General features: G+C 29.1%; 22 protein-coding genes. 3 read left to right on the top strand and 19 right to left on the bottom strand.

Annotated features, from left to right (window positions below; genetic code table 11):
• The 15 genes from WAO56_RS01605 to WAO56_RS01535 form a co-directional block, all read right to left on the bottom strand.
• The coding region (locus WAO56_RS01605; protein WP_422144934.1) for an ABC transporter ATP-binding protein at positions 1–544 on the bottom strand (544 nt) is incomplete at its 3' end.
• 119 nt (positions 545–663) lie between these two features.
• Complete coding sequence (locus tag WAO56_RS01600; RefSeq protein ID WP_422144933.1) at positions 664–2,739, bottom strand: ABC transporter permease; 2,076 nt, start codon at positions 2,737–2,739, stop codon at positions 664–666.
• Between the two features lie 36 nt (positions 2,740–2,775).
• Positions 2,776–3,732 (bottom strand): sensor histidine kinase, encoded by a 957-nt coding sequence (locus tag WAO56_RS01595; protein WP_422144932.1) that lies wholly within the window; start codon positions 3,730–3,732, stop codon positions 2,776–2,778.
• Positions 3,725–4,408: a response regulator transcription factor gene (locus tag WAO56_RS01590; protein WP_422144931.1), complete on the bottom strand. Its 684-nt coding sequence runs from the start codon at positions 4,406–4,408 to the stop codon at positions 3,725–3,727. Before WAO56_RS01590 ends, WAO56_RS01595 begins: the two co-directional genes overlap by 8 nt.
• A 141-nt stretch (positions 4,409–4,549) precedes the next feature.
• Entirely contained in the window at positions 4,550–6,352 is a 1,803-nt protein-coding gene (locus tag WAO56_RS01585) for an oligopeptide ABC transporter substrate-binding protein (protein WP_422146207.1), read from the bottom strand.
• Positions 6,353–6,406: 54 nt separating this feature from the next.
• On the bottom strand, positions 6,407–7,309 hold the full coding sequence (locus tag WAO56_RS01580) for an ABC transporter permease (RefSeq protein ID WP_422144929.1): 903 nt from the start codon (positions 7,307–7,309) through the stop codon (positions 6,407–6,409).
• Positions 7,310–7,318: 9 nt separating this feature from the next.
• Positions 7,319–8,281 (bottom strand): oligopeptide ABC transporter permease, encoded by a 963-nt coding sequence (opp4B, locus tag WAO56_RS01575; RefSeq protein ID WP_422144928.1) that lies wholly within the window; start codon positions 8,279–8,281, stop codon positions 7,319–7,321.
• The gene (locus WAO56_RS01570; protein WP_422144927.1) at positions 8,281–9,222 is read right to left on the bottom strand and encodes an ATP-binding cassette domain-containing protein; all 942 of its coding nucleotides are present in this window, start codon (positions 9,220–9,222) and stop codon (positions 8,281–8,283) included. The genes opp4B and WAO56_RS01570 overlap by 1 nt, the downstream gene beginning before the upstream one ends.
• Complete coding sequence (locus WAO56_RS01565) at positions 9,222–10,193, bottom strand: ABC transporter ATP-binding protein (RefSeq protein ID WP_422144935.1); 972 nt, start codon at positions 10,191–10,193, stop codon at positions 9,222–9,224. Before WAO56_RS01565 ends, WAO56_RS01570 begins: the two co-directional genes overlap by 1 nt.
• 536 nt (positions 10,194–10,729) lie before the next feature.
• On the bottom strand, positions 10,730–11,701 hold the full coding sequence (locus WAO56_RS01560) for an ABC transporter ATP-binding protein (RefSeq protein WP_422144926.1): 972 nt from the start codon (positions 11,699–11,701) through the stop codon (positions 10,730–10,732).
• On the bottom strand, positions 11,701–12,702 hold the full coding sequence (locus WAO56_RS01555; protein WP_422144925.1) for an ABC transporter ATP-binding protein: 1,002 nt from the start codon (positions 12,700–12,702) through the stop codon (positions 11,701–11,703). The genes WAO56_RS01560 and WAO56_RS01555 overlap by 1 nt, the downstream gene beginning before the upstream one ends.
• 7 nt (positions 12,703–12,709) lie before the next feature.
• Positions 12,710–13,642 (bottom strand): ABC transporter permease, encoded by a 933-nt coding sequence (locus tag WAO56_RS01550; RefSeq protein WP_422144924.1) that lies wholly within the window; start codon positions 13,640–13,642, stop codon positions 12,710–12,712.
• Entirely contained in the window at positions 13,642–14,571 is a 930-nt protein-coding gene (locus tag WAO56_RS01545) for an ABC transporter permease (RefSeq protein WP_422144923.1), read from the bottom strand. Before WAO56_RS01545 ends, WAO56_RS01550 begins: the two co-directional genes overlap by 1 nt.
• Positions 14,572–14,663: 92 nt before the next feature.
• Positions 14,664–16,319, bottom strand: a complete 1,656-nt coding sequence (locus tag WAO56_RS01540; protein WP_422144922.1) for a peptide ABC transporter substrate-binding protein — start codon at positions 16,317–16,319, stop codon at positions 14,664–14,666.
• Between the two features lie 389 nt (positions 16,320–16,708).
• A complete protein-coding gene (locus tag WAO56_RS01535) occupies positions 16,709–17,239 on the bottom strand; it encodes a CinA family protein (protein ID WP_422144921.1) in 531 nt (176 codons plus the stop codon).
• 138 nt (positions 17,240–17,377) lie between these two features.
• Between WAO56_RS01535 and WAO56_RS01530 the strand changes: the two genes are divergently transcribed.
• The 3 genes from WAO56_RS01530 (at position 17,378) to WAO56_RS01520 (ending at position 19,914) form a co-directional block, all read left to right on the top strand.
• Positions 17,378–18,178, top strand: coding sequence for an MBL fold metallo-hydrolase (locus WAO56_RS01530; RefSeq protein ID WP_422144920.1), 801 nt, complete (start codon positions 17,378–17,380; stop codon positions 18,176–18,178).
• Positions 18,178–18,654: a 23S rRNA (pseudouridine(1915)-N(3))-methyltransferase RlmH gene (gene rlmH / locus WAO56_RS01525; RefSeq protein ID WP_422144919.1), complete on the top strand. Its 477-nt coding sequence runs from the start codon at positions 18,178–18,180 to the stop codon at positions 18,652–18,654. Before WAO56_RS01530 ends, rlmH begins: the two co-directional genes overlap by 1 nt.
• Before the next feature lie 405 nt (positions 18,655–19,059).
• A complete protein-coding gene (locus WAO56_RS01520; protein ID WP_422144918.1) occupies positions 19,060–19,914 on the top strand; it encodes a hypothetical protein in 855 nt (284 codons plus the stop codon).
• A gap of 331 nt (positions 19,915–20,245) precedes the next feature.
• Here WAO56_RS01520 and WAO56_RS01515 read toward each other — a convergent pair whose 3' ends face one another.
• The 4 genes from WAO56_RS01515 to WAO56_RS01500 form a co-directional block, all read right to left on the bottom strand.
• Positions 20,246–21,100, bottom strand: coding sequence for a DUF6544 family protein (locus tag WAO56_RS01515; RefSeq protein WP_422146206.1), 855 nt, complete (start codon positions 21,098–21,100; stop codon positions 20,246–20,248).
• On the bottom strand, positions 21,097–21,573 hold the full coding sequence (locus tag WAO56_RS01510) for a MarR family winged helix-turn-helix transcriptional regulator (RefSeq protein ID WP_422144916.1): 477 nt from the start codon (positions 21,571–21,573) through the stop codon (positions 21,097–21,099). Before WAO56_RS01510 ends, WAO56_RS01515 begins: the two co-directional genes overlap by 4 nt.
• Positions 21,574–21,792: 219 nt before the next feature.
• Positions 21,793–22,089 (bottom strand): hypothetical protein, encoded by a 297-nt coding sequence (locus tag WAO56_RS01505; protein ID WP_422144915.1) that lies wholly within the window; start codon positions 22,087–22,089, stop codon positions 21,793–21,795.
• The gene (locus tag WAO56_RS01500; RefSeq protein ID WP_422144914.1) at positions 22,086–22,499 is read right to left on the bottom strand and encodes an alpha/beta hydrolase; all 414 of its coding nucleotides are present in this window, start codon (positions 22,497–22,499) and stop codon (positions 22,086–22,088) included. The genes WAO56_RS01505 and WAO56_RS01500 overlap by 4 nt, the downstream gene beginning before the upstream one ends.
• Positions 22,500–22,766: the final 267 nt, after the last annotated feature.

Below are 22,766 nucleotides of genomic sequence, written 5' to 3'. Positions count from 1 at the left end.
TAGATGACTTTGAGTCTAAGGCTCCTGTTGGTTCATCTGCCAGTAGTATTTTAGGGTTTATTATTATTGCCCTTCCTATTGCCACCCTTTGTTTTTCCCCACCTGATATTTGATAGGGATATTTGTTTTTAAGTTCCAATATCCTTAATTTTTTCATTACTTCTTCACTTCGTTTTTCTATTTCATCAGGATTAACATTGGACAGTACCAAAGGTAGCTCTATATTTTCCTGTACGTTTAGAGTTTCTAGTAGGTTAAAGTCCTGAAATATATAGCCTATATTTTCCCTTCTAAATTTAGATACTCCCGACTTACTTATTTCTGAAACATTTTTCCCTGCTATATACAAGTCCCCTGCTGTCGGTTCGTCTAAGGTAGCTATTATATTTAATAAGGTAGACTTTCCTGAACCGGATTCTCCCATTATTGCTACAAACTCACCTTTTTCTACTTCTATTGTTATTTTCTTTAAGGCTTCTACTGAAACCGCTGAAAATTTTGATGCATATATTCTCGATATATTTTTAAGCTCTAATAAACTCATAACTACCTCCATCATATATTAATTATATACCTTAATTCCTTACTATATATTAAAAAATCCTCACAAAATATATGGCAAAGAAAAAGTACCAAGATATTATATCTTATGGTACTTTCCTACTATTTTAAAATACTTCTTTCAATAATTATTCTTTTGTATTTTTTTGATGTTACTATATAAGTTAAACTATAAATTACTGTATATATAATTACAGCTGTTAAAAATGTAATATTCATTTCTCTCATTGATGCTACATCAATATAGGATGCCATATTTGTAGATAGGCTTAAGGTTAATAAAAAATGTATTATGGATATTAACAAAGGCACAAAGAAGAATATTTTTATTTGTTTTTCTACACTTTCTCTTATTTCCTCTTCAGATAAGCCTATTTTATACAACTTCTTAAATTGATTTACATCTTCATAACCCTCAACTATTTGTTTATAATATAAAATCATGAAAAAATTAATTAGAAATATTAAGCTTATATAGGTTGAATAAAATACAGCAGCACCATTAATTACATAAATAAAGGATAAATACCTTGCATTAACTGTTGTAATTACCGATTTCTCCATTCCAATATGAAATGTTCTACTATAATCGTCTTCAACCTTATTTAAAAATTCTTTAATAGTTTTAAAATCCCCATCAAATTTGTAATCCTGTATTATATAAACTGCACTGCCTTGTCCCAATTTCTCTTCATTTCTAAATTTACCATTGTTAATTATGTTTTCATAAATATTATCTGCTATTATTAAACCATAGCCATCAACAAGGGAGTCTAAATTTTCATTGCCACTAATTTCCCTTATATCCGCTACTTTTAAAGTATTTCCAAATAAAGAAATTTCCGACAGAATGTTATTTTCCATTTCTTTGCCGTAATATAGGCTATTTCCTAGAATTAAAACTTCATTGTTTTTTACATTTTCCTTAACTTTAGAAATATTATTATACTCTGAATTTTTTATAATGGTGAAATATCGTTCATAATTATTGGAGTTGTTAACTACTTTAATATTATTTTCATCATTAGCTAAAACAAAATTTATTACTTCATATTTTGTTTTTTCTTTTACGGATAATCCATTTTCTTTTGCCAAATTAATGATTTTTCTATTTAAAACTTCACTATCTTTTTCCGTTTCTGTAGCAGTATATAGATCTATGTCGTTATAATTATTAACAAAGCCATTGTAGTTTAAAATACTGGAAGCTATAAAATTAAGTAATATACATCCTACAATACTAATAATAGTTAAACTTACGGCATTTTCTCTAAATCTAAAGGCCAAGTTTGAAACAGTAATAAAATTATCCTTCTTTTTATAAACCCTTTGTTTTTTAACATAGCTAAAAACTATAACTGTTAATCCTTGATAAATTAAAAAGGTTCCAATTAACAATAAAATAGATACTTCGACTATATCATTAAACTGTATAATATTTCTACTGGTAATTTCTCCGGTATATCTGTTTCTAAAGGATAAATAATAAGCAAGTATTACAAATAAAATACCAATTAAACTTTCAAAAATATAAAATTTTCTATTTCTTAAATTATATTTTTTCTTTCTTATCATTTGTAAGCCATGGCTAAAATATATTCTTAAAAAATAAATAATACATAAGAGTATTTGAATAAACAAAAATACCATAAAGGTAATTAATATACTTTTAAAACTTAATTGAGATTTTATGTTTTTACCAAAATCCAATATTTTAGAAACAAATAAAAAATTGAACTTGTTTAAGGTTATACCACAGAAAATTCCAAAGACTATACTTGGCAGTCCAAGGATTAATATTTCAAAAATAACCAAATACTGAATATGTTTTTTATCCATGCCTAAAATATCATATACACCATAATCCATTGACCTTCTTTTGTATATAAAGTTCCCAACATATATTGTAAATATTAAACTGATTATACCAATAACAATACTTACATCCTGTAGTTGGTCCTTTAAAGCATCATAACCGGCACCTATGCCATTTACATATTCTATTCCTTCTATTTCAATATATCCATTTTTAATCTCTTCATTTAAAAAATCATTAAAGGTTAAATTAATGCATAAAAAAAACAATATAACCGAAAGTACTAAGGCAAATATGTAAGGTAAATATAGTTCCTTATTTCTTCTTATATTTTCTTTACTTAATTTAAAAATTAGTTTCATATACTGTCCCTTTTCTTTTCAGTAAAACAGAGAACTCTATAAGTCCTCTGTGATTTTTATATATACTTTTGTACCTTCACCTACTTTTGATTCTAAGTGAATACCCGAACCTAAGGTAGTTAATATTTTTTTAGACATATATAGGCCAAGTCCTGTGGCTTTTTTCTTAACCCTACCGGTATAACCTGTAAAGCCTCTAGTAAAGAGCCTTGGAATATCCTCTTCCTTTATACCTATACCGGTGTCCTCTACAACTAAATATTCATCTGAAACAAATATTTTCACTTCACCATTTCTAGTATATTTAACAGCATTTGATATTACTTGATCTAAGGCATAGGCAAACCATTTTTCATCTGTAACTATTTTTCTTTTAAAATCCTCTAGAACCAACCTATTACCCTTATAGTTAAAATATAGGGCATATTTTCTAACGGTGTTTTTTACTAAGTCATATAGGTCATGGGTTTCTATTTCTAAATCCTTATTAATATCCTGTAAACGTATATTTGTTAAGGCCATTTCAGTATACTGATTAATTTTAAATAATTCTTGTTTCATATCATCCTTCAATTCCGAGTCCATACTGTCTATAATTAATGACAAGGCAGAAATAGGGGTTTTAGCCTGGTGAATCCAAATGGAGTAATCCTCTTCTAACCTGTCTAATTCTTTTTCTCGTATTGAATTTAATTCGTTTTTTTCCTTAATTAAGTTCGTTATTTTTTTTATATAGGATTCATCTAAAATATCTTTAGGAAGAATATCTGCAATATTGTCTTCATTAATATTTACAATATACTTAAACTTCTCCTTAAATTTAAAATAAGCCCATAAAAAATATATTAAATAAAAAAACAAAAACAAAAATATAGTATACCAATAATTTTCATATACACCGACACTTAAAAACATAATTAAGTAATTTAAAACAAAAATAGAAAATATTATTATAATTTCATTCTTCTTAGTTTTAATATATTCCTTAAACATTTTTGTCCTCTATAAGGCCATAACCAATACCTTTTTTTGTTTTTATAATATCCCTAATACCGCTTTTCTTAAATTTATTTCTAATTCTATTTATATTTACAGCAATAACATTATCATCTACAAAAGCATCTTCACTCCAAAGTCTAGTAATAATTTCATCTTTAGAAACATATGAATTAGCTTTTTCAAAGAGAACTTTTAAAATTACAAATTCCGTTTGAGTTAAATTAATAGAACTATTATTAAATAGGATTTCCCTTTTATTTATATCCAAAGTTACATCATTAAATTGAAAAATTTCCAATTCATCATTAAAGGAATAAGTTCTTCTAAGTAAGGCTCTAATTTTAGTAATAAGTAGGTCCATGTCAAAAGGTTTTGTTATGTAATCATCTCCACCTAAATTCATAGCCATAATCATATCTAATTTATCGCTTTTAGAGGATATAAACATAATTGGAACACTTGAAAACTCCCTAATTTTTTTACACCAATAAAAACCATCATAATAAGGTAGGGAAATATCCAATAAAATTAGATTTGGGTTATATTCTTTAACTTCAGCTATTATATTATTAAAATCTTTTATTTCAAAAATTTTATAATCCCATTTTTCTAAATTTTTTGTAATTTCCCTTAATATTATATTATCATCTTCTATAATTAAAATATTCATAATCAACCTCTATATTATAATAACAATAGTATTTTTTTATAGCAAGATAAATAATAAAACTTAATCTTTTTGTAATAATTGTTAAAATAATTGTTAAAAAATAAGTACATAGGAGGTTATCCTATGTACTTTATAATTTTATTATTTTGCAGGTTTGTCTGCTGTTAATTCTATATCTTTAATACCAAAGTCATTTAATTTTTCATTAGTTGAAGGTGTTACATCATAGAACTTAACTCTCTTGTTAACAACTTCTCTTTCTTCTACAAACATTGTTGGTATTACAGGAACTGAATCGAATATAGCTTTGTCAAACATTCTATATCCTTCTACCATATAATCTCTATCGAATGCTTCATTGCTAGTTATGTGTGCTAAAGCTTCTTCTATTTTTTCATCAGTGTATCTTGGAAGATTGAAAGGTGCATATTTAGAATATGTTTCTGATGGATCTGGATTAGTACCATAACCCCATGAAACTAGATAAACATCTATATCTGGGTCATCAGCTTGAACTCTTTCGTAAAATGAATTAAACTCATGTAATCTTCCATCTAATAACTGTACATCTAAACCTATTTCATTCCACCATTGTACATATGCTGTTGCTACTGGCTCAGCAGTTTCTCCACCAGACATAGCTGCATAATTAATAGTTAATTTTTCCCCATTAGGATCTTCCCTTAAACCATCTCCATCAACATCTTTGTAACCTGCTTCATCTAATATTTCTTTAGCTTTTTCAGGATTATAATCATACATTTCTGCATTTGGATCATAGAAACTTACATTTTTAGGAATGATTGTTGAATTAGCATGTTGTCTTAATCCTTCATAGAACATATCACAGATTGCATCAATATCTAATGCATAAGCCATTGCTTTTCTTAAATTAACATCTGCCATTTTAGCATTTGGATCTACTTCTACTTCATTTTTTTCTGCATTCCATTTACCTAATTTAAATCCTATTCCTAAAAATGAATTACTTGGATACTGTAATGTAGTGTAACCTTCTAAACTTGCTAAATCTTGGTTTTTAATATTTCCTGGAATAGATGTATATAAGTCATATTTACCGTTTTTCATTGCTGAAAGCACATTGGCTGATGATATAATTTCAGCTACTAGACCTTCATTTTTAACTTCTGCACCGTAATGCTCATTTCTTTTATATTCAACTTTTTCTCCTGGTACCACTTTTGTAATAACATATGGTCCACAAGATAAAGGATTTATTCTAATTTTATCATGAGAAGCCATTTCCTTAACAGGTATATCTTTTAAATAATGGTAAGGTTCTGGAGTATAAGCAATACCAGCTCCCCAAAGTATACTAGGTGAAAACTCTTTGAAGTTTACAATAAGAGTTTTATCGTCTGGAGTTTCTACTCCTGATATAGTTTCTGCTTCACCATTATGATATTCTTCCATTCCTACTATATTTTGCATTTTAGAATCATATCTAACTCCACTATAATCTGGATGACCAACTATTTCATATACAAAGGCAAAATCTCTAGATGTTACTGGAGTACCATCTGACCATTTAAAAGTATCTTTTATAGTCATAATAAACTGTTTCTTTTCTTGATCAAATTTAAAAGTATGGAATTCATCTTCATCTCTTATATCTCCATCTGCTTTTATTTTCATTGATTGTGTTATATAACCAGTCAATATTTGATCTGTTACAACTTGATTGAAATAATTACTAAAAACACCTGTAAAAGGAGAATCTGCTACTACACCAATTCTTACTACTCCATTTTCTATAGCTTCTCCACCATGATCTGCTACGGTTCCAAAACTTGTAGTTTCTGCTCCTGTTGCTGAGCCATTTCCTCCAGTTTCTTTTTTTGCATCGTTATTCTTTCCTCCACAAGCTACTAGGGTCATTACTAACGCTAAACTTAACGCTAATATTTTTAATCCCTTTTTCATAATAATTCCTCCTAATATTTTTATTTTAAATTGCTACTGCAATTATAAACTTTATTAACCTAATCTTTGTTTTGCATCTGACGCTCTGTTTATTGCTTGGCCAATATAGTTAATACAGATCATCATAACTAAAATTACCATTGCAGCAGGCAACCATACATATAATCTATCGGCTATAACTTCCGGTGATTTAGCATATCCTATTAATGTTCCTAAACTTGGTGTACCAACTGGTAAACCAAAGCCTAAGTAGGTTAATCCTGTTTCTATTCCTATATTTCCTGCTAAATTCAAAGTTGAATTTACTATAATAATTGAACTAATATTTGGTAAAATACCAGTTAACATTATTTTTAGTTTATTTGTTCCCATAGTCTTTGAAGCACTAACATAATCTCTTCTTGCCTCTGTTAAGGATAAACTTCTAGTCAGTCTAGCAAGTCCTGCCCAGTTAAACAAAGACATAATTACGACAAATGAAAATACATTATATTTTGGAACAATTGTTACAAGTACTATAACTATCATTAACATTGGTAAAACACCAATAAAATCTATAATTCTCATTATAAAGTTGTCAACTCTTCCACCGAAAAACCCACTTATTAAACCAACTATTATACCAATAACAGTCGTAATAACTGTAATACAAACTCCTATAACAACAGAGTTTCTACCTCCAATTATTAACTGTCCCATTATAGACCTACCGCCTTGGTCTGTTCCAAGTATATATCCTTCTTCTCCCGGTCTTAAATAAGAAGCCATTACATCAACTTTCATTACTTCTTCTTGATCCAAAACAACTGCACCGATAAATATTGTAGCCCACATTAAAATTAAGATTACTAGTGAAATCATTGCAAATTTATCTTTCTTAAATTCTCTTACTAAGGTTTTCGTCCAAGAAGGAGTTTCTATTGTTTCCTTTTCGTTTACTCTAAGATTTTTTTCCATAACTCCCTCCTATTCTATCCTTATTCTTGGATCCACTATGCTTAATATAATATCTGAAAGTAAGCTACCTATTAAGGATAATAGTCCATAAAGTAGTATTAGTGATGTTAAAACCGCATAATCTCTAGATGTTACTGAATTCATAAATAACTGACCCATACCAGGATATGCAAATACAGATTCTACCATTATATTTCCACCAAGAAGTCCTGTAATTTGGAATCCAAAAAATGCTGCTATAGGAAGTATGGAATTTCTTAAAATATGTTTGCTATATACCTTTTTCATAGGAACACCTTTACTTATTGCTGTTCTAACATAGTCTTGATTTTTAGCATCTATTATTCCTGACCTTAGGTATTGAATTGTACTAATTGTTGAAAGTACTGCAGTTGCTAAAGCTGGTAAAATCATATGGTATAACTTGTCAAAGAAATAAGCTATTGTGCCAGGATCTGTTCCTGTTGAAACTGACCCACCTGTTGGAAACCAACCTAATCTATAACCAAATATTAATAAAATAATCAGATAGAATACAAATCCAGGTATGGCTAAGGCGATAAAGTTATAGGTAGTTATGGCTTTATCTGCTAAACTACCTTGCCGTTTACCGGCTATTATTCCTAACGGTATTGCTATTGCATACATTATTACTACTGTTAAAAGTGAAAGATAAAAAGTATTTCCTACTCTTTCGCCTATTACTCTAGTAACAGGTAAATTTTGAGTATAGCTTTTTCCTAAATCACCTTGAATAGCATTTTTTACCCAGTTTATATATTGAATATGAATAGGATCATTAAGACCTGCTTCTTCCCTAAGTCTTTCAATTGCTGCAGGGTCCGTATCCGGTTTAATAAGTCCTGTAAAAGGATCTCCTGGCATAAATTTAGCCAAAGTAAATACTATTACACTTAATAAAAATAGTTGAGGTATCATTACTAAAAATCTTTTTAATATTGTTTTCCACATTATTTAGCTACCTCCTTTTTTTCAGCAACATAATGTGTATCATTATATTTAACTAAATCATACACTTTACCTTTACTGTCGTAATAATACTTTTCTTTTTCTAAAAATTCTTTTTCTACCTTTAATCTTCTCTCTCTTAACTCATCTCTTTCTGATGGCTTTATTTCAGGTATTGCAGCTATTAATCGTTTAGTATAAATATGTTCTGGATGTTTGTAAATATCTTCCTTATTACCAGTTTCTACAAACTTTCCTCTATGCATTATATTTATATAATCACACATATGTTTTACGACACCTAAGTCATGTGAAATAAATATGTAACTAATATTTAAAGCTTTCTGTATTTCCTTCATATAGTTTAATACCTGTGCCTGAACAGATAAGTCTAAGGCAGATACCGGTTCATCTGCTATAATTAATTTTGGCTTACAAGCTATTGCTCTTGCAACTCCAATTCTCTGTCTTTGTCCACCTGAAAATTCATGGGGATATTTGTAAATAGCATCGCTTGGCATACCAACAATATCTAAAAGGTCTTTAATTCTTCTTTGTTCTTTTTGTTTGTCCATTTTTTCTAGATTTCGCAAAGGTTCGCCAAGTATATCTACTACTCTTTTTTTTGGGTCCAAACTAGACATAGAATCTTGAAATATCATCTGAATATCACTTTTATAATCCGTGTTTTTCCTGTCTTTAATTTTTGTAACATCTTTACCATTATAAATAATTTTTCCAGATGTTATTTTTTCTAAACCTACTATTGCTTTTCCAATTGTAGATTTCCCTGAACCTGACTCACCTATTAGCCCATAGGTTTTTCCTTCTTCAATTACCATATTTACACCATCAACAGCATAAACATAGTCTTGTATTGTATTGAAAAATCCTCCCCTTATAGGAAAATGGACCTTCAAATCTTTAATTTCTAAAAAAGCCATTAATTTACCTCCTTTTCATCTTCAAAATGAAAAGTTTTCCAACAAGTACATCTTACAAAATGACCATTTCCTAAATCATGCATCTTAGGTGATTTTTCATGTGCCTCTTTTGGAATCCAAGGTATTCTACTGGAAAATCTACAACCTTCTCTTGGTAAGTTTTTCAATGATGGTACAATTCCTTGAATTACATGTAGTTCTTCCTCGTCATTATCCATTTGAGGAATAGAGTTTAATAAACTTCTCGTATATGGATGCTTTGGATTGTTAAATAACTCTTCTACTGGAGCAATTTCTACAATCTCTCCTGCATACATTACTGCTACCCTGTCAGCAGTTTGAGATACTACTCCCAAATCATGAGTTATTAACATTATTCCTGCATTAATTTCTTTTTGTAAATCTTCCATTAAGTCCAAAATCTGAGCCTGAATGGTAACATCTAGAGCTGTTGTTGGCTCATCTGCTATTAATATTTCCGGGTTACATGAAAGTGCTATTGCAATAATAACCCTTTGTCTCATTCCTCCTGAAAGCTGATGAGGAAATTGTCTGTAAGTTCTTTCCGGATTAATAATTCCAACTTCATCTAATAATTCTAAAGTTTTTTTCTTTCTTCCTTCCTTATCTAAATCAGTATGATAAAATAAGGCTTCTTCTATTTGTTCTCCGATTCTCATTAGTGGATTTAAAGATGCTAATGGATCTTGGAATATCATTCCTATTTCCCCACCACGAATTTTATTATATTCTTCTTCGCTTATTCCCACTAAGTTTCTGCCTTTAAAGTTAACTTCTCCACTTATTTTTGTATAATTTAAGTTGTGTAGTCCCATTACCGTTGTTGCTAATGTACTTTTTCCACAACCTGACTCACCAACTATGGCAAGTATTTCATTTCTGTATAGATCTATGGAAACATCATCAACAGCATCATAATACTCATCTTTTATTCTAAATGCTGTATGCATATTTTTTATTTCCAAAATCTTCTCTGGGTTGTTCAAGATAAACCTCCTCTTATAAAAGCTTATTGATTCACAAAGTTATTATACCAGAATTCCAAGTAGTTTGACAATATCTTTTTAATCTATTATATCTTAATGAAATCATTGTTAATTTCCGCTCAAATGATATAGATATATGAATATTATTTAGCTATTTCCATATTTGCTTAAAAGCATAAAACCGACATAAATCTTAGTTAATTATGTGTTTAACTTATAATATTCTTTCTTTTCCCCTCCCTGTAAACAGCTATTTAACAAGGTTTATGTTTTTTAGATAACTTCACTACTATTTAATATATATTTTTCTATAATATTAATATATTTAAAATATTTTATTTTTATGAAAATAAGTTAATATATTAAATATTTAATATTTTGTAAAACTAAAAATTAAAATAAAAAAACAAGCTTATTTAAAGCTTGCTTTATAAAATATTATTATAAATTATTAATATTAATTATTTTAAATTTAAATCTAAATAATAATTTATAGAACACTATAAATTATTAATTTCTTTTACCCTTAAACATGCTACATAGTGTCCTTCTTCTACTTCCTCCAAGACAGGATCTGTATTTCTACAAATATCCTTTGCATATTCACATCTGTCTGCAAATCTACATCCTGGTTTAGGATTAATAGGACTTGGCACTTCACCTTTTAGCTCAATTCTTTTCCTAGATTTTTGAGCATCAGGGTCTGCAATTGGTATTGCTGATAATAGAGCCTTTGTATATGGATGTAATGGATGTTCATATAGTTTTTCACTACTTGAAAGCTCCACTAATTTTCCTAAATACATTACACCAACCCTATCTGATATATACCTTACCATTGACAAGTCATGGGCTATAAAAAGTAAAGTTAAACCTAAATTTTCTTGTAAATCCTTTAAAAGATTTACAACTTGTGCCTGAATGGAAACATCCAGTGCTGATATTGGCTCGTCACAAATAATAAATTCCGGATTTAAGGCCAAGGCCCTTGCGATTCCTACCCTTTGTCTTTGACCACCTGAGAATTCATGGGGAAATCTTTGGGCATGTTCTGAACTTAGTCCAACAGTATTTAATAATTCTATTACTTTTTCCTGTCTTTCTTTCCCCTTTAAGGTTCCATAAATATCAAAAGGTTCACCAACTATTTCCTCAACTGTCATTCTAGGATCTAGGGAAGCATAAGGGTCTTGGAAAATCATTTGCATATGTTTCCTTATTTCTTTCATTTCTTTATCGGAAAACTCACAAATGTTCTTCCCTTTAAATATAACCTCTCCTGATGTTGGTTCATAAAGTCTAAGCATTGTTCTTCCTGCTGTAGATTTTCCACAACCGGATTCTCCTACTAAACCAAAGGTTTCACCTTTATTAATATAGAAACTAATATCATCAACGGCTTTTAATTTTCCACCTGAAACATTAAAATACTTACTTAAATTTTTAATTTCAACTAATTTTTCTTTTCCCACTATAAAGCCTCCTCTCTATTCTTAGAACATTGAGGATGATTTAACCAGCAACTACTACAATGTCCATTTCCATGGTCCATAAATTCTGGCATATGTTCTTCACAAATTACCATTGCATCATCACATCTATCATAAAAAGAACATCCTTTTGGTGGTTTATACAAGTCAGGTGGTGAGCCTTCAATTGAATGAAGCTCTTCATTTTTATCCATATTTAATTTTGGAACAGAAGCTAAAAGCTTTCTTGTATATGGATGTTTTGTATTATAGTAAATATCGTTTAATTTACCTTTTTCTATAATTTGACCTGCATACATTACTACTATTTCATCAGCTATATCTGCAACTACACCTAAGTCATGGGTAATTAAAATTATAGATGTATTCATTTCATCTTTTAATTTTTTCATTAAATCCAATATTTGTGCTTGTACTGTAACGTCTAAAGCTGTCGTTGGCTCATCGGCTATTAATAACTCCGGCTTTGATGCCATTGCAATAGCTATCATAACCCTTTGTCTCATTCCTCCTGAAAACTCATGGGGATATTGATTTATCCTTTTTTCAGGTTGAGGAACAGAAACTGTTTTAAGCATTTCTATTGCCAGTTTTTTTCCTTCTTCTCTTGAAATCTTCTTATGCTTTCTAACACCTTCAACTATTTGGTTTCCCACTTTCATAGTTGGGTTTAAAGAAGTCATTGGGTCCTGGAAAACCATAGATATGTTATTTCCTCTAATAAGAGTCATTTCCTTTTCTGACTTTTTCAGAAGATCTTCTCCATTGAAAATTACTTCTCCATTTTTATATAGTGCAGGTGGTTTTGGCAACAATTGTATAATAGAATTTGCTGTAACGGATTTTCCGCAACCTGATTCTCCTACTATTGCTAATGTCTTTCCTCTTTCTACATTAAAGGATATATTTCTAACAGCCTCAACCTCCCCAAAGAAAGTTTGAAAGGAAACTGCTAAATTTTTAACTTCTAAAATATTGTCCATAATCCACCTACTTCCTTAACCTAGGATCTAGTGCGTCTCTTAAACCATCACCTAACACATTAAATCCAAACATTATTATAGATATAAAGAATGCTGGAAAAGCTAGTTGATAAAAGATGTTTATTCCCATTAGTCCTAGTCCTTCACTTATTAATTTACCTAAACTCGGTTGTTGAGCTCCTAAACCTAAAAAGCTTAATGTTGCCTCTGCAAAAATAGCCCTTGGTATTGCTAAAGTTATATTTACTATTATAGGTCCTATTGAATTAGGAATTATATGTTTTCTTAGTAAATAACCATTTGATGCTCCCAATGAAGTTGATGCCATTACATATTCATGTTCTTTTATTTGTAATACTTGTCCTCTTACTAATATTGCCATAGGTATCCAACCGGTAATACTCATAGCTAAAACTATAGTAAATAGGTCAACTCCTCCATCACTGGAAAAAGTTACAGAAATTAATATTACTACTAACATGTAAGGAATAGCATATAACACTTCTGCTATACTCATCATTACTGAGTCAACTCTTCCTCTTGCCATTCCTGCAATTCCACCATAGGATACACCTATAAGAAAATCGAAGGCAGCTGCTAAAACACCAATTAGAAGTGAATACTTAATACCAAAGCAGACTCTAGCAAATATATCCCTTCCTAAAGGATCAGTTCCAAACCAATGCTCACTATTAGGTCTTAGATTTTTCATAGCCGGATTAGTAGTTTGATAATCAAACTTACTTATCATTGGGCCTAGAATAGCTAACAACAATGAAGCTACAAGTAAAAATAGTCCAAACATAGCTAGTTTATTTTGTTTTAATCTTCTAAAAACATCTTTCCAATAGGAAATTGTTGGTCTTGTTATTCTATCTTTATTTAAGTCTTTTTTTGCCGGTTCAAATAAATCTTGAGGGTAGTTTTTATAATTATCCATTACTTACCCTCCTTTGTTAATTTAATTCTTGGGTCAATTACTACATATAAAATATCTACTATAACTAAAATAGCAACTAATACAACAGCATAAAAAACAGTAGTCCCCATTATTAAAGTATAATCCCTATTACTTATTGAAGTAACAAAGAAAGTTCCTAAACCAGCTATTCCAAAGATTTTCTCAATAACAAAAGAACCAACTAATAAATTCGATAAAGTAGTACCCATTTGAGAAACAACTGGTAAAATTGCATTTCTAATAGCGTGATTCATTATTACCTTTAATTTTTTCAATCCTTTAGATTGGGCAGTCTTAATATAATCCTGTCCTAAAACCTCCAGCATAGATGATCTCATAAGTCTAGCAGTTGACGCCATTGGCATAAGTGACAAAGCTATTGTTGGTAGTATTGTGTGAGCGAAGGTACCCCAGCCTGATGTTGGTAAAAATCCTGAACCTTTAGCAATAAATTGAATAAAAAGACTGGCCATAACAAAACTAGGAACCGAAATTCCTATTAGTGCCACTATCATCATAAAATAATCCGGAGCCTTGTTTTGATATAGTGCTGCAACAGCTCCTAATAAAACACCAAAAAACATGGACAATATAAAAGCTTGTCCACCTAATTTTGCAGAAACAGGTGCTCCTCTTTTTATCATATCGTTTACAGTTTCTGCATTTGATTTCATAGATTCGCCAAAATCTCCCTTTAAGAGATTTTTTAAGTAAATTACATATTGTTCAGATTTAGGTTTATCTAAACCGTATTTTGCTTGTAAGTTATTATATACCGTTTCCGGCATCTTACCTTCCTTGGCAAAAGGATTACCAGGTACAGCATGCATTAAAAAAAATGTTACTGTAATAATAATAAACAAAGTAGCAAAACCCATGGCGACTCTTTTTCCTATAAATTTAGCCATTTTTCTCCCCTTAATTAATTTTTCTATAAATAATAAAAGATAGAGAATTACCCATTCTCTATCTTTTATTCAATTGTAAAATTTATAATTGACTATTCAATTTCTGCAAAAGTCATAGTTGGGTAATTCAATAATGTTTTATATATTCCCTTAACATTTGGTTTAACCATATATGGTTGAGTATAGAAGTAAATTGGTATAACTGCCATATCTTCTACAATCATTTTTTCAGCTGTTCTCATAGCTTCAAATCTTTCAGCTGCGTCATTAGAAGTTTTTGCTACTTGAACTAATGCATCATACTCTTCATTAGCATAGTTTGCATCATTAAATGATCCGTCTGTTTCCCATAAGTCTAAGAAAGTTAATGGGTCTGCATAGTCTCCTATCCAACCTGCTCTAGACATATCATAGTCTCCAGCTTGCTCTCTATCTAATTTAACTTGGAATTCTGTGTTTTCTAAGCCAATAGTAGTTCCTAAAACCTTATTCCACATATCTTGAACAGCTTCTGCCATTTTTTGATGTTTATCATCTGTATTATAAAGAAGGTTGAAGTTTGCTGCATTAAATTCTTCTACAGTCATGCCTTCTTCTTTTAATCCTTCTTCAAATAACTCTTTTGCCTTTTCTGCATCTTCAGTAATTAAATTACCTACAGCATCTCTATATTCCTTGTTGTTTTCATCCTTCATTCCAAATGGTACAACACCTTCTGCCGGTACCTCACCACTTTGTGAAACATTTTCAACTAGGGTCTGTCTGTCTAATGCCATAGACAATGCTTGTCTAACCTTAGGGTTAGTGAAAGGTTTAGTTTCATTATTTACATTATAGTAATATACTGCAACATCAGTACCAATTACTAGTTCTTCACTACCTTCAGCTTGTTTTTGTGCAACAACATCAGCTTGAGGAGTTACTATAATATCATATTGGTCTGAGTCATAATTTTGCCATTCAGTATTTTTATCTTCAAGAATATCAAAGTGAATTCCATCTATTTTTACTGCATCAGCATTTTGGTAATTTTCATTTTTTTCAATAATGATTTCTGCTCTATGTTCCCAAGTAGTTAACTTAAAAGGTCCATTAGATACGTGAGTTTTTGCATCTTTTGCCCAATCAGGATTTTCAGTAACAACTTTTTCAGATACTGGGAATAAAGCATAGAAAGCAGTTAATTCAGTAAAGAAAGGAGTAGGATTTTCTAAAGTAACTTCTAGTGTTAAATCATCTACAGCTTTTACTCCAACTTCATCTACACCAACTTTTCCTTCATTAAAAGCTTCACCATTTTTAATATAGTAACCTTGGTGAGCATAGTTAGCAGCTAATTCAGGATCTAAAAGTCTCTTCCATGAAAATTCAAAGTCCTTAGCTGTAACAGGTTCTCCATTTGACCATTTTAAACCTTCCTTAAGTTTAAAAGTGTAATTTAATCCATCTTCAGAAATTTCAGGTTCAGCTTCTGCAGCTCCTGGTACAACATTTCCTTTTTCATCATAAGTCATTAATCCTTCGAAAGTATGTTGTAATACCCATGACTCGTGAGTACCTTGTGCTAAAGCTGGATCTAATGAGCCTGGCTCTGAAGTATTATTAGTTCTTAAAAATTTTCCTTCTGTAGTAGTCTTACCCCCACCACCAGCACCTGTTTCTTTATCATTTGTCTTACCTCCACCACATGCAGTAAGAGCAAATGTTAGTGCAAGTAGCAAAGCTACTATTCTAAATTTTTTCTTCATACAATATTTCCCCCTATAAAATTTATATTTATACATATAATTTTATGTACTGTAAACTATTATACTACATTATAACTTTTAGGTAAATAATCATCTTGTTAAAATATTGTGTATCTTTTAACTAAATCTATCTATTGGCCCAGTAAATAACTAAAAATTAACCAATGTTTTCTTTATTCGTATAGGTATTGTTTAAAAATTTATTTAATATTTACTATGTAAAAATATTCCTTTAAAATTATATTTTTTTAATATATATTTAATATGTTTAATTTAGTCTTGAAATCTTCCCATTTTATGATTACGTTTTCCAGCTATTTTCTTAACAATCTATTTCCTGAAACAAATTTTTCTTACGAATCATACGATTATTATTTACTTAAAAATATTTATATTTTATATTGATTTTTACATATTCTATATAGTTCAAATAAAGCAATATTTGATATTTTTTTACGAATTTCATTTCTTCCCCCCTTTACATTTATCTTTTTGATAATGAAATAGTTGAAAAGGTTTATTCCTACAAATGCTAATCCGGCATTTTCGCCTGGTCCTGCATATCCTGTAGTAACAATTACAGAATCGGTTTTAGCTATATTTTTTAGATTTTTTAACATTTCATAACAAACCTCTTCACTAACAGCTGTATATTTACTAAGGGTTTCCCTTTTTACACCTAAAACTTTGTTTTTTACCCTATCACTATAGGTAATGTATCCTTCTTCAAAGATTTCACTTGCTCCTGCTATATTTACAATGCGACTAGCAACTAAACCACCGGTTATTGATTCTGCAGTTGAAATTCTTATATTCTTTTTAATTAAAATACTAACTAAAGATTTTTCAATATAATCAACCTCTATATCTTCACCAGCTTTAACATTTTTATCTATACAAAAAGACTTTTCTATAATCATTTTAATTTCCTTCCTTATATATTAGTACTATATATTTTATCAAATAATTTATATCTAATAAATTTATTGTTACTTTTTAGACTTTAAAATTATTCTTATATAGTATATAATTGAGTACTGAAAGAAATGGAGAGAGTTATGAGTATAAAGTTTTGTTCTTTGTCTAGTGGGTCTTCAGGCAATGCAATGTATGTAGAAACAGAAAAAACCCGACTACTAATAGATGCTGGTTTTAGTGGTAAACAATTAGAAAAATTATTAATGAATGCTAATGTCTTACCCGATTCAATAGATGCCATATTAATTACTCATGAGCATACAGACCATATTAAAGGTGCTGGTGTTCTTAGTAGAAGGTATAATATACCAATACTTGCAAATGAAAAAACCTGGCTTGCTATGTTGAAAAAAGTAGGCAAAATAAAGGAAGAAAATCTAATAGTATTCAAAAATGATATTGACTTTTCCTTAAGGGATATTGATATACATCCTTTTAGTACTTATCACGATTCAGCAAATAGCTGTGGGTATATAATCAACAAAGATAATAAAAAAATAACAATCTTAACTGACACCGGAATAGTAAATGAAAGAATGAAAAATTTAATTGCCGGTTCAGATATTTATTTAATTGAAGCTAATCATGATGTTGAAATGCTAAAAAATGGTAGCTATCCCTATAGTCTTAAACAGAGAATAGCCTCGGTGAAAGGTCATCTTTCAAACGAAGACTGTGCCTTTACTTTAGGAGAGATTTTAACAGGAAATCAAGAAAAAGTAGTACTGGCTCACTTAAGTGAGGAAAATAATACAGAAGAACTGGCCTTTTCCACTGTTGACAAATACTTGCAATCCTTAGGGTTAGACACTAAGAGAGATATAAATTTAACATTAGCCAATAGAAATAACGTAAGTAATGAAATTATTCTGGTGCCATAATGAATATAAAAATAATTGCAGTAGGGAATATAAAAGAAAAATATTTAAAAAATGGAATATCAGAGTATCTAAAAAGAATACAAAAATACGCTAAAATACAAATAATTGAAATTCCAGAAGTTAAAGTAAATGAAAACTCCCAAAAAATTATAGAAAAAGCATTACAGGAAGAAGGGGAAAAAATAAAAAACAAAATAAAGGACAAGGACTTTGTTATTACCTTGGAAATAGAAGGTAAAAACCTTACAAGTACTGAGTTTAGCAAAAAAATCGACTTAGAAAAATCAAAAGGCTACAATTCCTTCACTTTTATAATAGGTTCCTCCCATGGTTTATCTAGTGAAATAAAATCACTATCTAATATGAAACTATCCTTTTCCAAAATGACCTTCCCCCACCAGTTAATGAGATTAATATTATTAGAGCAAATATACCGTTCTTTTAAAATAGCAAACAATGAACCGTACCATAAGTGATGGAGGTTTTTTTATTTAATAACTATAAATTTTCACTCAAAGAAAATTATTGGATAATCTTGGACTAATCACGTCTTACCATAGAAATTCACATTTTTTACAAAAGTAACATTCGGAGAAGAAAACAAATAAGAAAAAAACAATTTTAGATATTGCTAGTGATATTAGGGAAACAATAGAAATACTTATAGGTTTTAATGAAGATAGTTATGCAGTTATAAACATTTATTTTCAAAACAAATAATTACTTTCAAATTATAAATACTCATGATTTCTCTGACAGAACTACAAAGCATTGTAGTATCCTGTATACTATATATAGTAAAATATTAAAGGATATATTTTTTAGTAAATACATAAATTGGAATTTAAATGTCCTAAAATTTAATTTATAGGTAGAAAATAATGAAAAAATTCAAAAACTTCATATCATCATTAACTATCTTTAAGTCAACAACTTCAAGGATTATAGGCTTTATATTTTTAACTTTTTTAATAATTATATTTCTTTTTCTCTACCTTGCTATATATCAAATCACAAATATAGATGAAAAGCATTATAAGGAAAATTCCTTTTACTTTCAAGAAATAGGTACATCTTTTGGTTTTGGTCCAGCAAGTATAAAGATAGTCTATGAAAACAAAAAGATAAAAACTAAGAAAAATTTAATTATTGACAATGATGGTGCAAGATTATCTGAAGATAGTTGGGAAATAATTTGGAATAAAGAATATGCTTTACTTACTCTAAAAGGAGATTATCCAACTTATGACAAATTTAAGGTATATTACAAAAATGGAAAATTCGAAGAAATAAGAGACAAAGTTAAATACAAAGACAATGACAAAGATCCTGTAGATACAGAAAAACAGGAAAATGCTTATTTAGAAAGAATAAACCAGGAAAATAAAAAAATAGAAAAAGAGCAAGAAGAACTAAAGAATCAGTACCGTAACTTATCTGCCTTTTTAAAAGAAGAAGGAGAAAGATTAACTGAACCTATATCCTTTGACTATACATCAAAGGGGCAATTATATGCATTAGTATATAAAGAAAAAGATAATAGTACAAAAAATTTTATTATAAAAACAATTATTTTTAATGAAAGTTTTTTTGATGATAATAAAATTGAATTTGTTTACTATAAAAGCAAAATAGATGAAAATGGAGCTAAATTAGGAGATGACGAAATTCTAGGCTTCTATAGAATAGATAAATTTACTGAAAAAATAACCAATGAAAATAGAAAAAACTGGTGATTTATTTCATTAAGATCATTTATAATTTTACGATGTCTATAAATTTGTCCAAGCTCAACTATAGTATTTAATTATATACATACTTATCATTACTGCCATAGCCCTGATTTTTTTCATGCAAAAATAAGTCTAAATTTAGTAGTCAAACACTAGATATAGCGGACTAAATTAAGTCCGCTTTTAACTCTAGCTTATCCTTGTTTTACTTTTCATATGTTTAACAATGAAAGTTTTTCCTTTTATTACCACTTTCACCACTAATAGATAATAACCCTTGTTATTATATTTCAAAATCTAGTATTCATTAGAACTATTTCCTTCTTGCAACTTATTAATTATAAATAATCTCATTAATAATTCCATTAAAATATATTGAACTCTCATCTTCATAATGCCATATTGCTTGTATTTGATTTGGTCTAATAAATTCATCATATTTCTCATAATGCAGATATTTAACTTCCCATGGAATTTGATTGGTATTTCCATCAGTAGATACTAAGATCCTTTGATTTGTCTTAAAGGAAATCACCTTCCAAGAATCATCAAATGTAAAAATCCCAGATACTTCTTCACCATAATATTTTAATGAAACTTTTACATTATATTCATCTATATCTTCCCACTGAAAACTTTCATTTGTTAATATTGATGGCATTAATATAGATTCAGACAAATAAGTTAACATACTGGAGGTATTAATTTCTTTTCCTTTCTGGTTAAACAATGTTATGCTTTTTGCTAAAACTCCCCTCATTGTTCCATTTCCATACATGTATTTATCCAACCCTTGAAATGGAATTCCATACATGGAAGTATCTATTAATGCAATCCTGTTTGGCTCAGAAGCTTCATTAATTTGATAGTAATTAATCTTAATTGGAGAGTCTCCTTTATTTAGTATAAAATCAGCATCTAAAAATTTGATTTGCATTGAATTAACTATTGGGCTTCCAATATATCCATTTGTAACAATATATTTTTGAATCATACTTGGTAGTGATTCAATTTCATCTTTCAATAATACTTCACTATTTAGTCTTTCTTCTTCAATTTTATGACAAATATTCTTATATTCAGAATTAAGAGGAGAATATGGAATATAAAAATAAACTATAACACTAGCCAGAATTATTAATATACACCCGATTATTATTCCCACAGTATCCACCAACTTCCTTCTCATTTAATTTTTTCCAGTCTCTCTATTCCATCATATAACTTTCCCATCATTGCATAAAATTGTTTAATTTCTTCATCCGTGTAATCTTTAAATAACAAATCTAACTTTTCTAAGTGTAGATCAGAATTATTAATGAAAAAATCCTCTGTCTTTTTAGTAATTTTAATCGAACTCTTCCTTTTATCCAAGTCATCAATTCTAAGTTCTATATAATAATTTTTTTCTAATAGGTTCACTAACTTCTTAATATTCTGTCTTGAACATCCTAACATTTTCCCATAATTAGTAAAAGTTTCATTAGGCTTAGACATCTTTATCAAAATAAGAAGCATAAATTGTTTTAAAGTAATGCTTGAATCAAAATTATCAAATAAAGTTTGTAACCTATTCTGAAAAATAAAAAGACTTGCAAAAATTCCATACATCCTTTCTTCTCTGTTCTTATCTCGATTTATAAAAGCTTTTTTAATATCCAAGAAAAACACCTCCCATGTAATACACCAATATAATAGCAACTAGTTACTATTCTGTTAATTAAGTAACTAGTTGCTGTATATGTTATATCAGATTAATAATCTTAAAAAATGTAATCCTAAAAAAATATGATAAACTTTATTTTAAGCTTCTACAAACCATACCTGTAAAATTTCCCATACTTCTACCCAATGCTTAAAATATAAAAAAAGATAATAGATTTATACTGTCTTAAATAATGCATTTATTGTCCATTCCTTTAAATATTCTAGTTCTTTCGGCCTATGGATATAATGTTCTGATTTCTCTAAAATACTTAGATCTACTTTAAAATTCTTAGAGAAATTTACTACTGTTTCTAAACTTGTCATATTGTCAAATTCAGGATATAAAATAGATGTTGGAGATTCCCATTTTTCAATTGGGTTATCTGTAGCATATCTTAAATATTTCCATGAAAGAGTTTCTCCAAAACTGGTTGGTATTTCTCCTTCTACTTTCAATTTTTCTAATGTCACAGATTCCAACTCATCATTTTAAAAATTAATTCTCTCATATCTATAACAGGTGATACTAACAAACATCTTTCAAAAATATAATCTTGAAAAGCAATCATACTAAACCAAGCTCCAATGCTAGTAGCCCTAAGTCCTATGGTATCCCAGCTTTCCTTTAAATATTTCATAACAATTTTTAATTCTGGAACAATTGTCCATGGATTAAATTTGTCTATTTCTTTTTTTCTATCTCCATGTTCTGGCAAATCAATACTTAAAACTTGCCAACATCTTTTACATACAATTTCAGCAAATTTTTCGGTTTCCTCTTTATAACCCTGTTTTCCATGTATATAAAGAAATACTTTGTCCTTAGATTCTCCCCAAAGATTTACAGGTATATTTTTAATCATAAATTTACTTACTTCCATTTCCTATTTCCTTCCAGTCCATATTTTTTTCCTTTTTAGTTTCTTTCCACTATTCAATACTCAGTATCACTAAAAGAGTTAATGTTTTAACATCATCCTCTTTTACATGTCATAATATACCACCTCAAGATCATAACTTAAAATTTTATTCCAACTTTCATTTAAAAGTTCATCTTCAAAGGCTGAGCCATGTATACAGGATACAGAATCCTAGCAATTGCTATATCATATTATCTAATATAAATAAATATGTTATAACTATATCCA

It is taken from the genome of Miniphocaeibacter sp. (assembly GCF_049276255.1).
Classification (GTDB): Bacteria; Bacillota; Clostridia; order Tissierellales; family Peptoniphilaceae; genus Miniphocaeibacter.
This window is presented reverse-complemented; position numbering and strand designations above follow the sequence as displayed.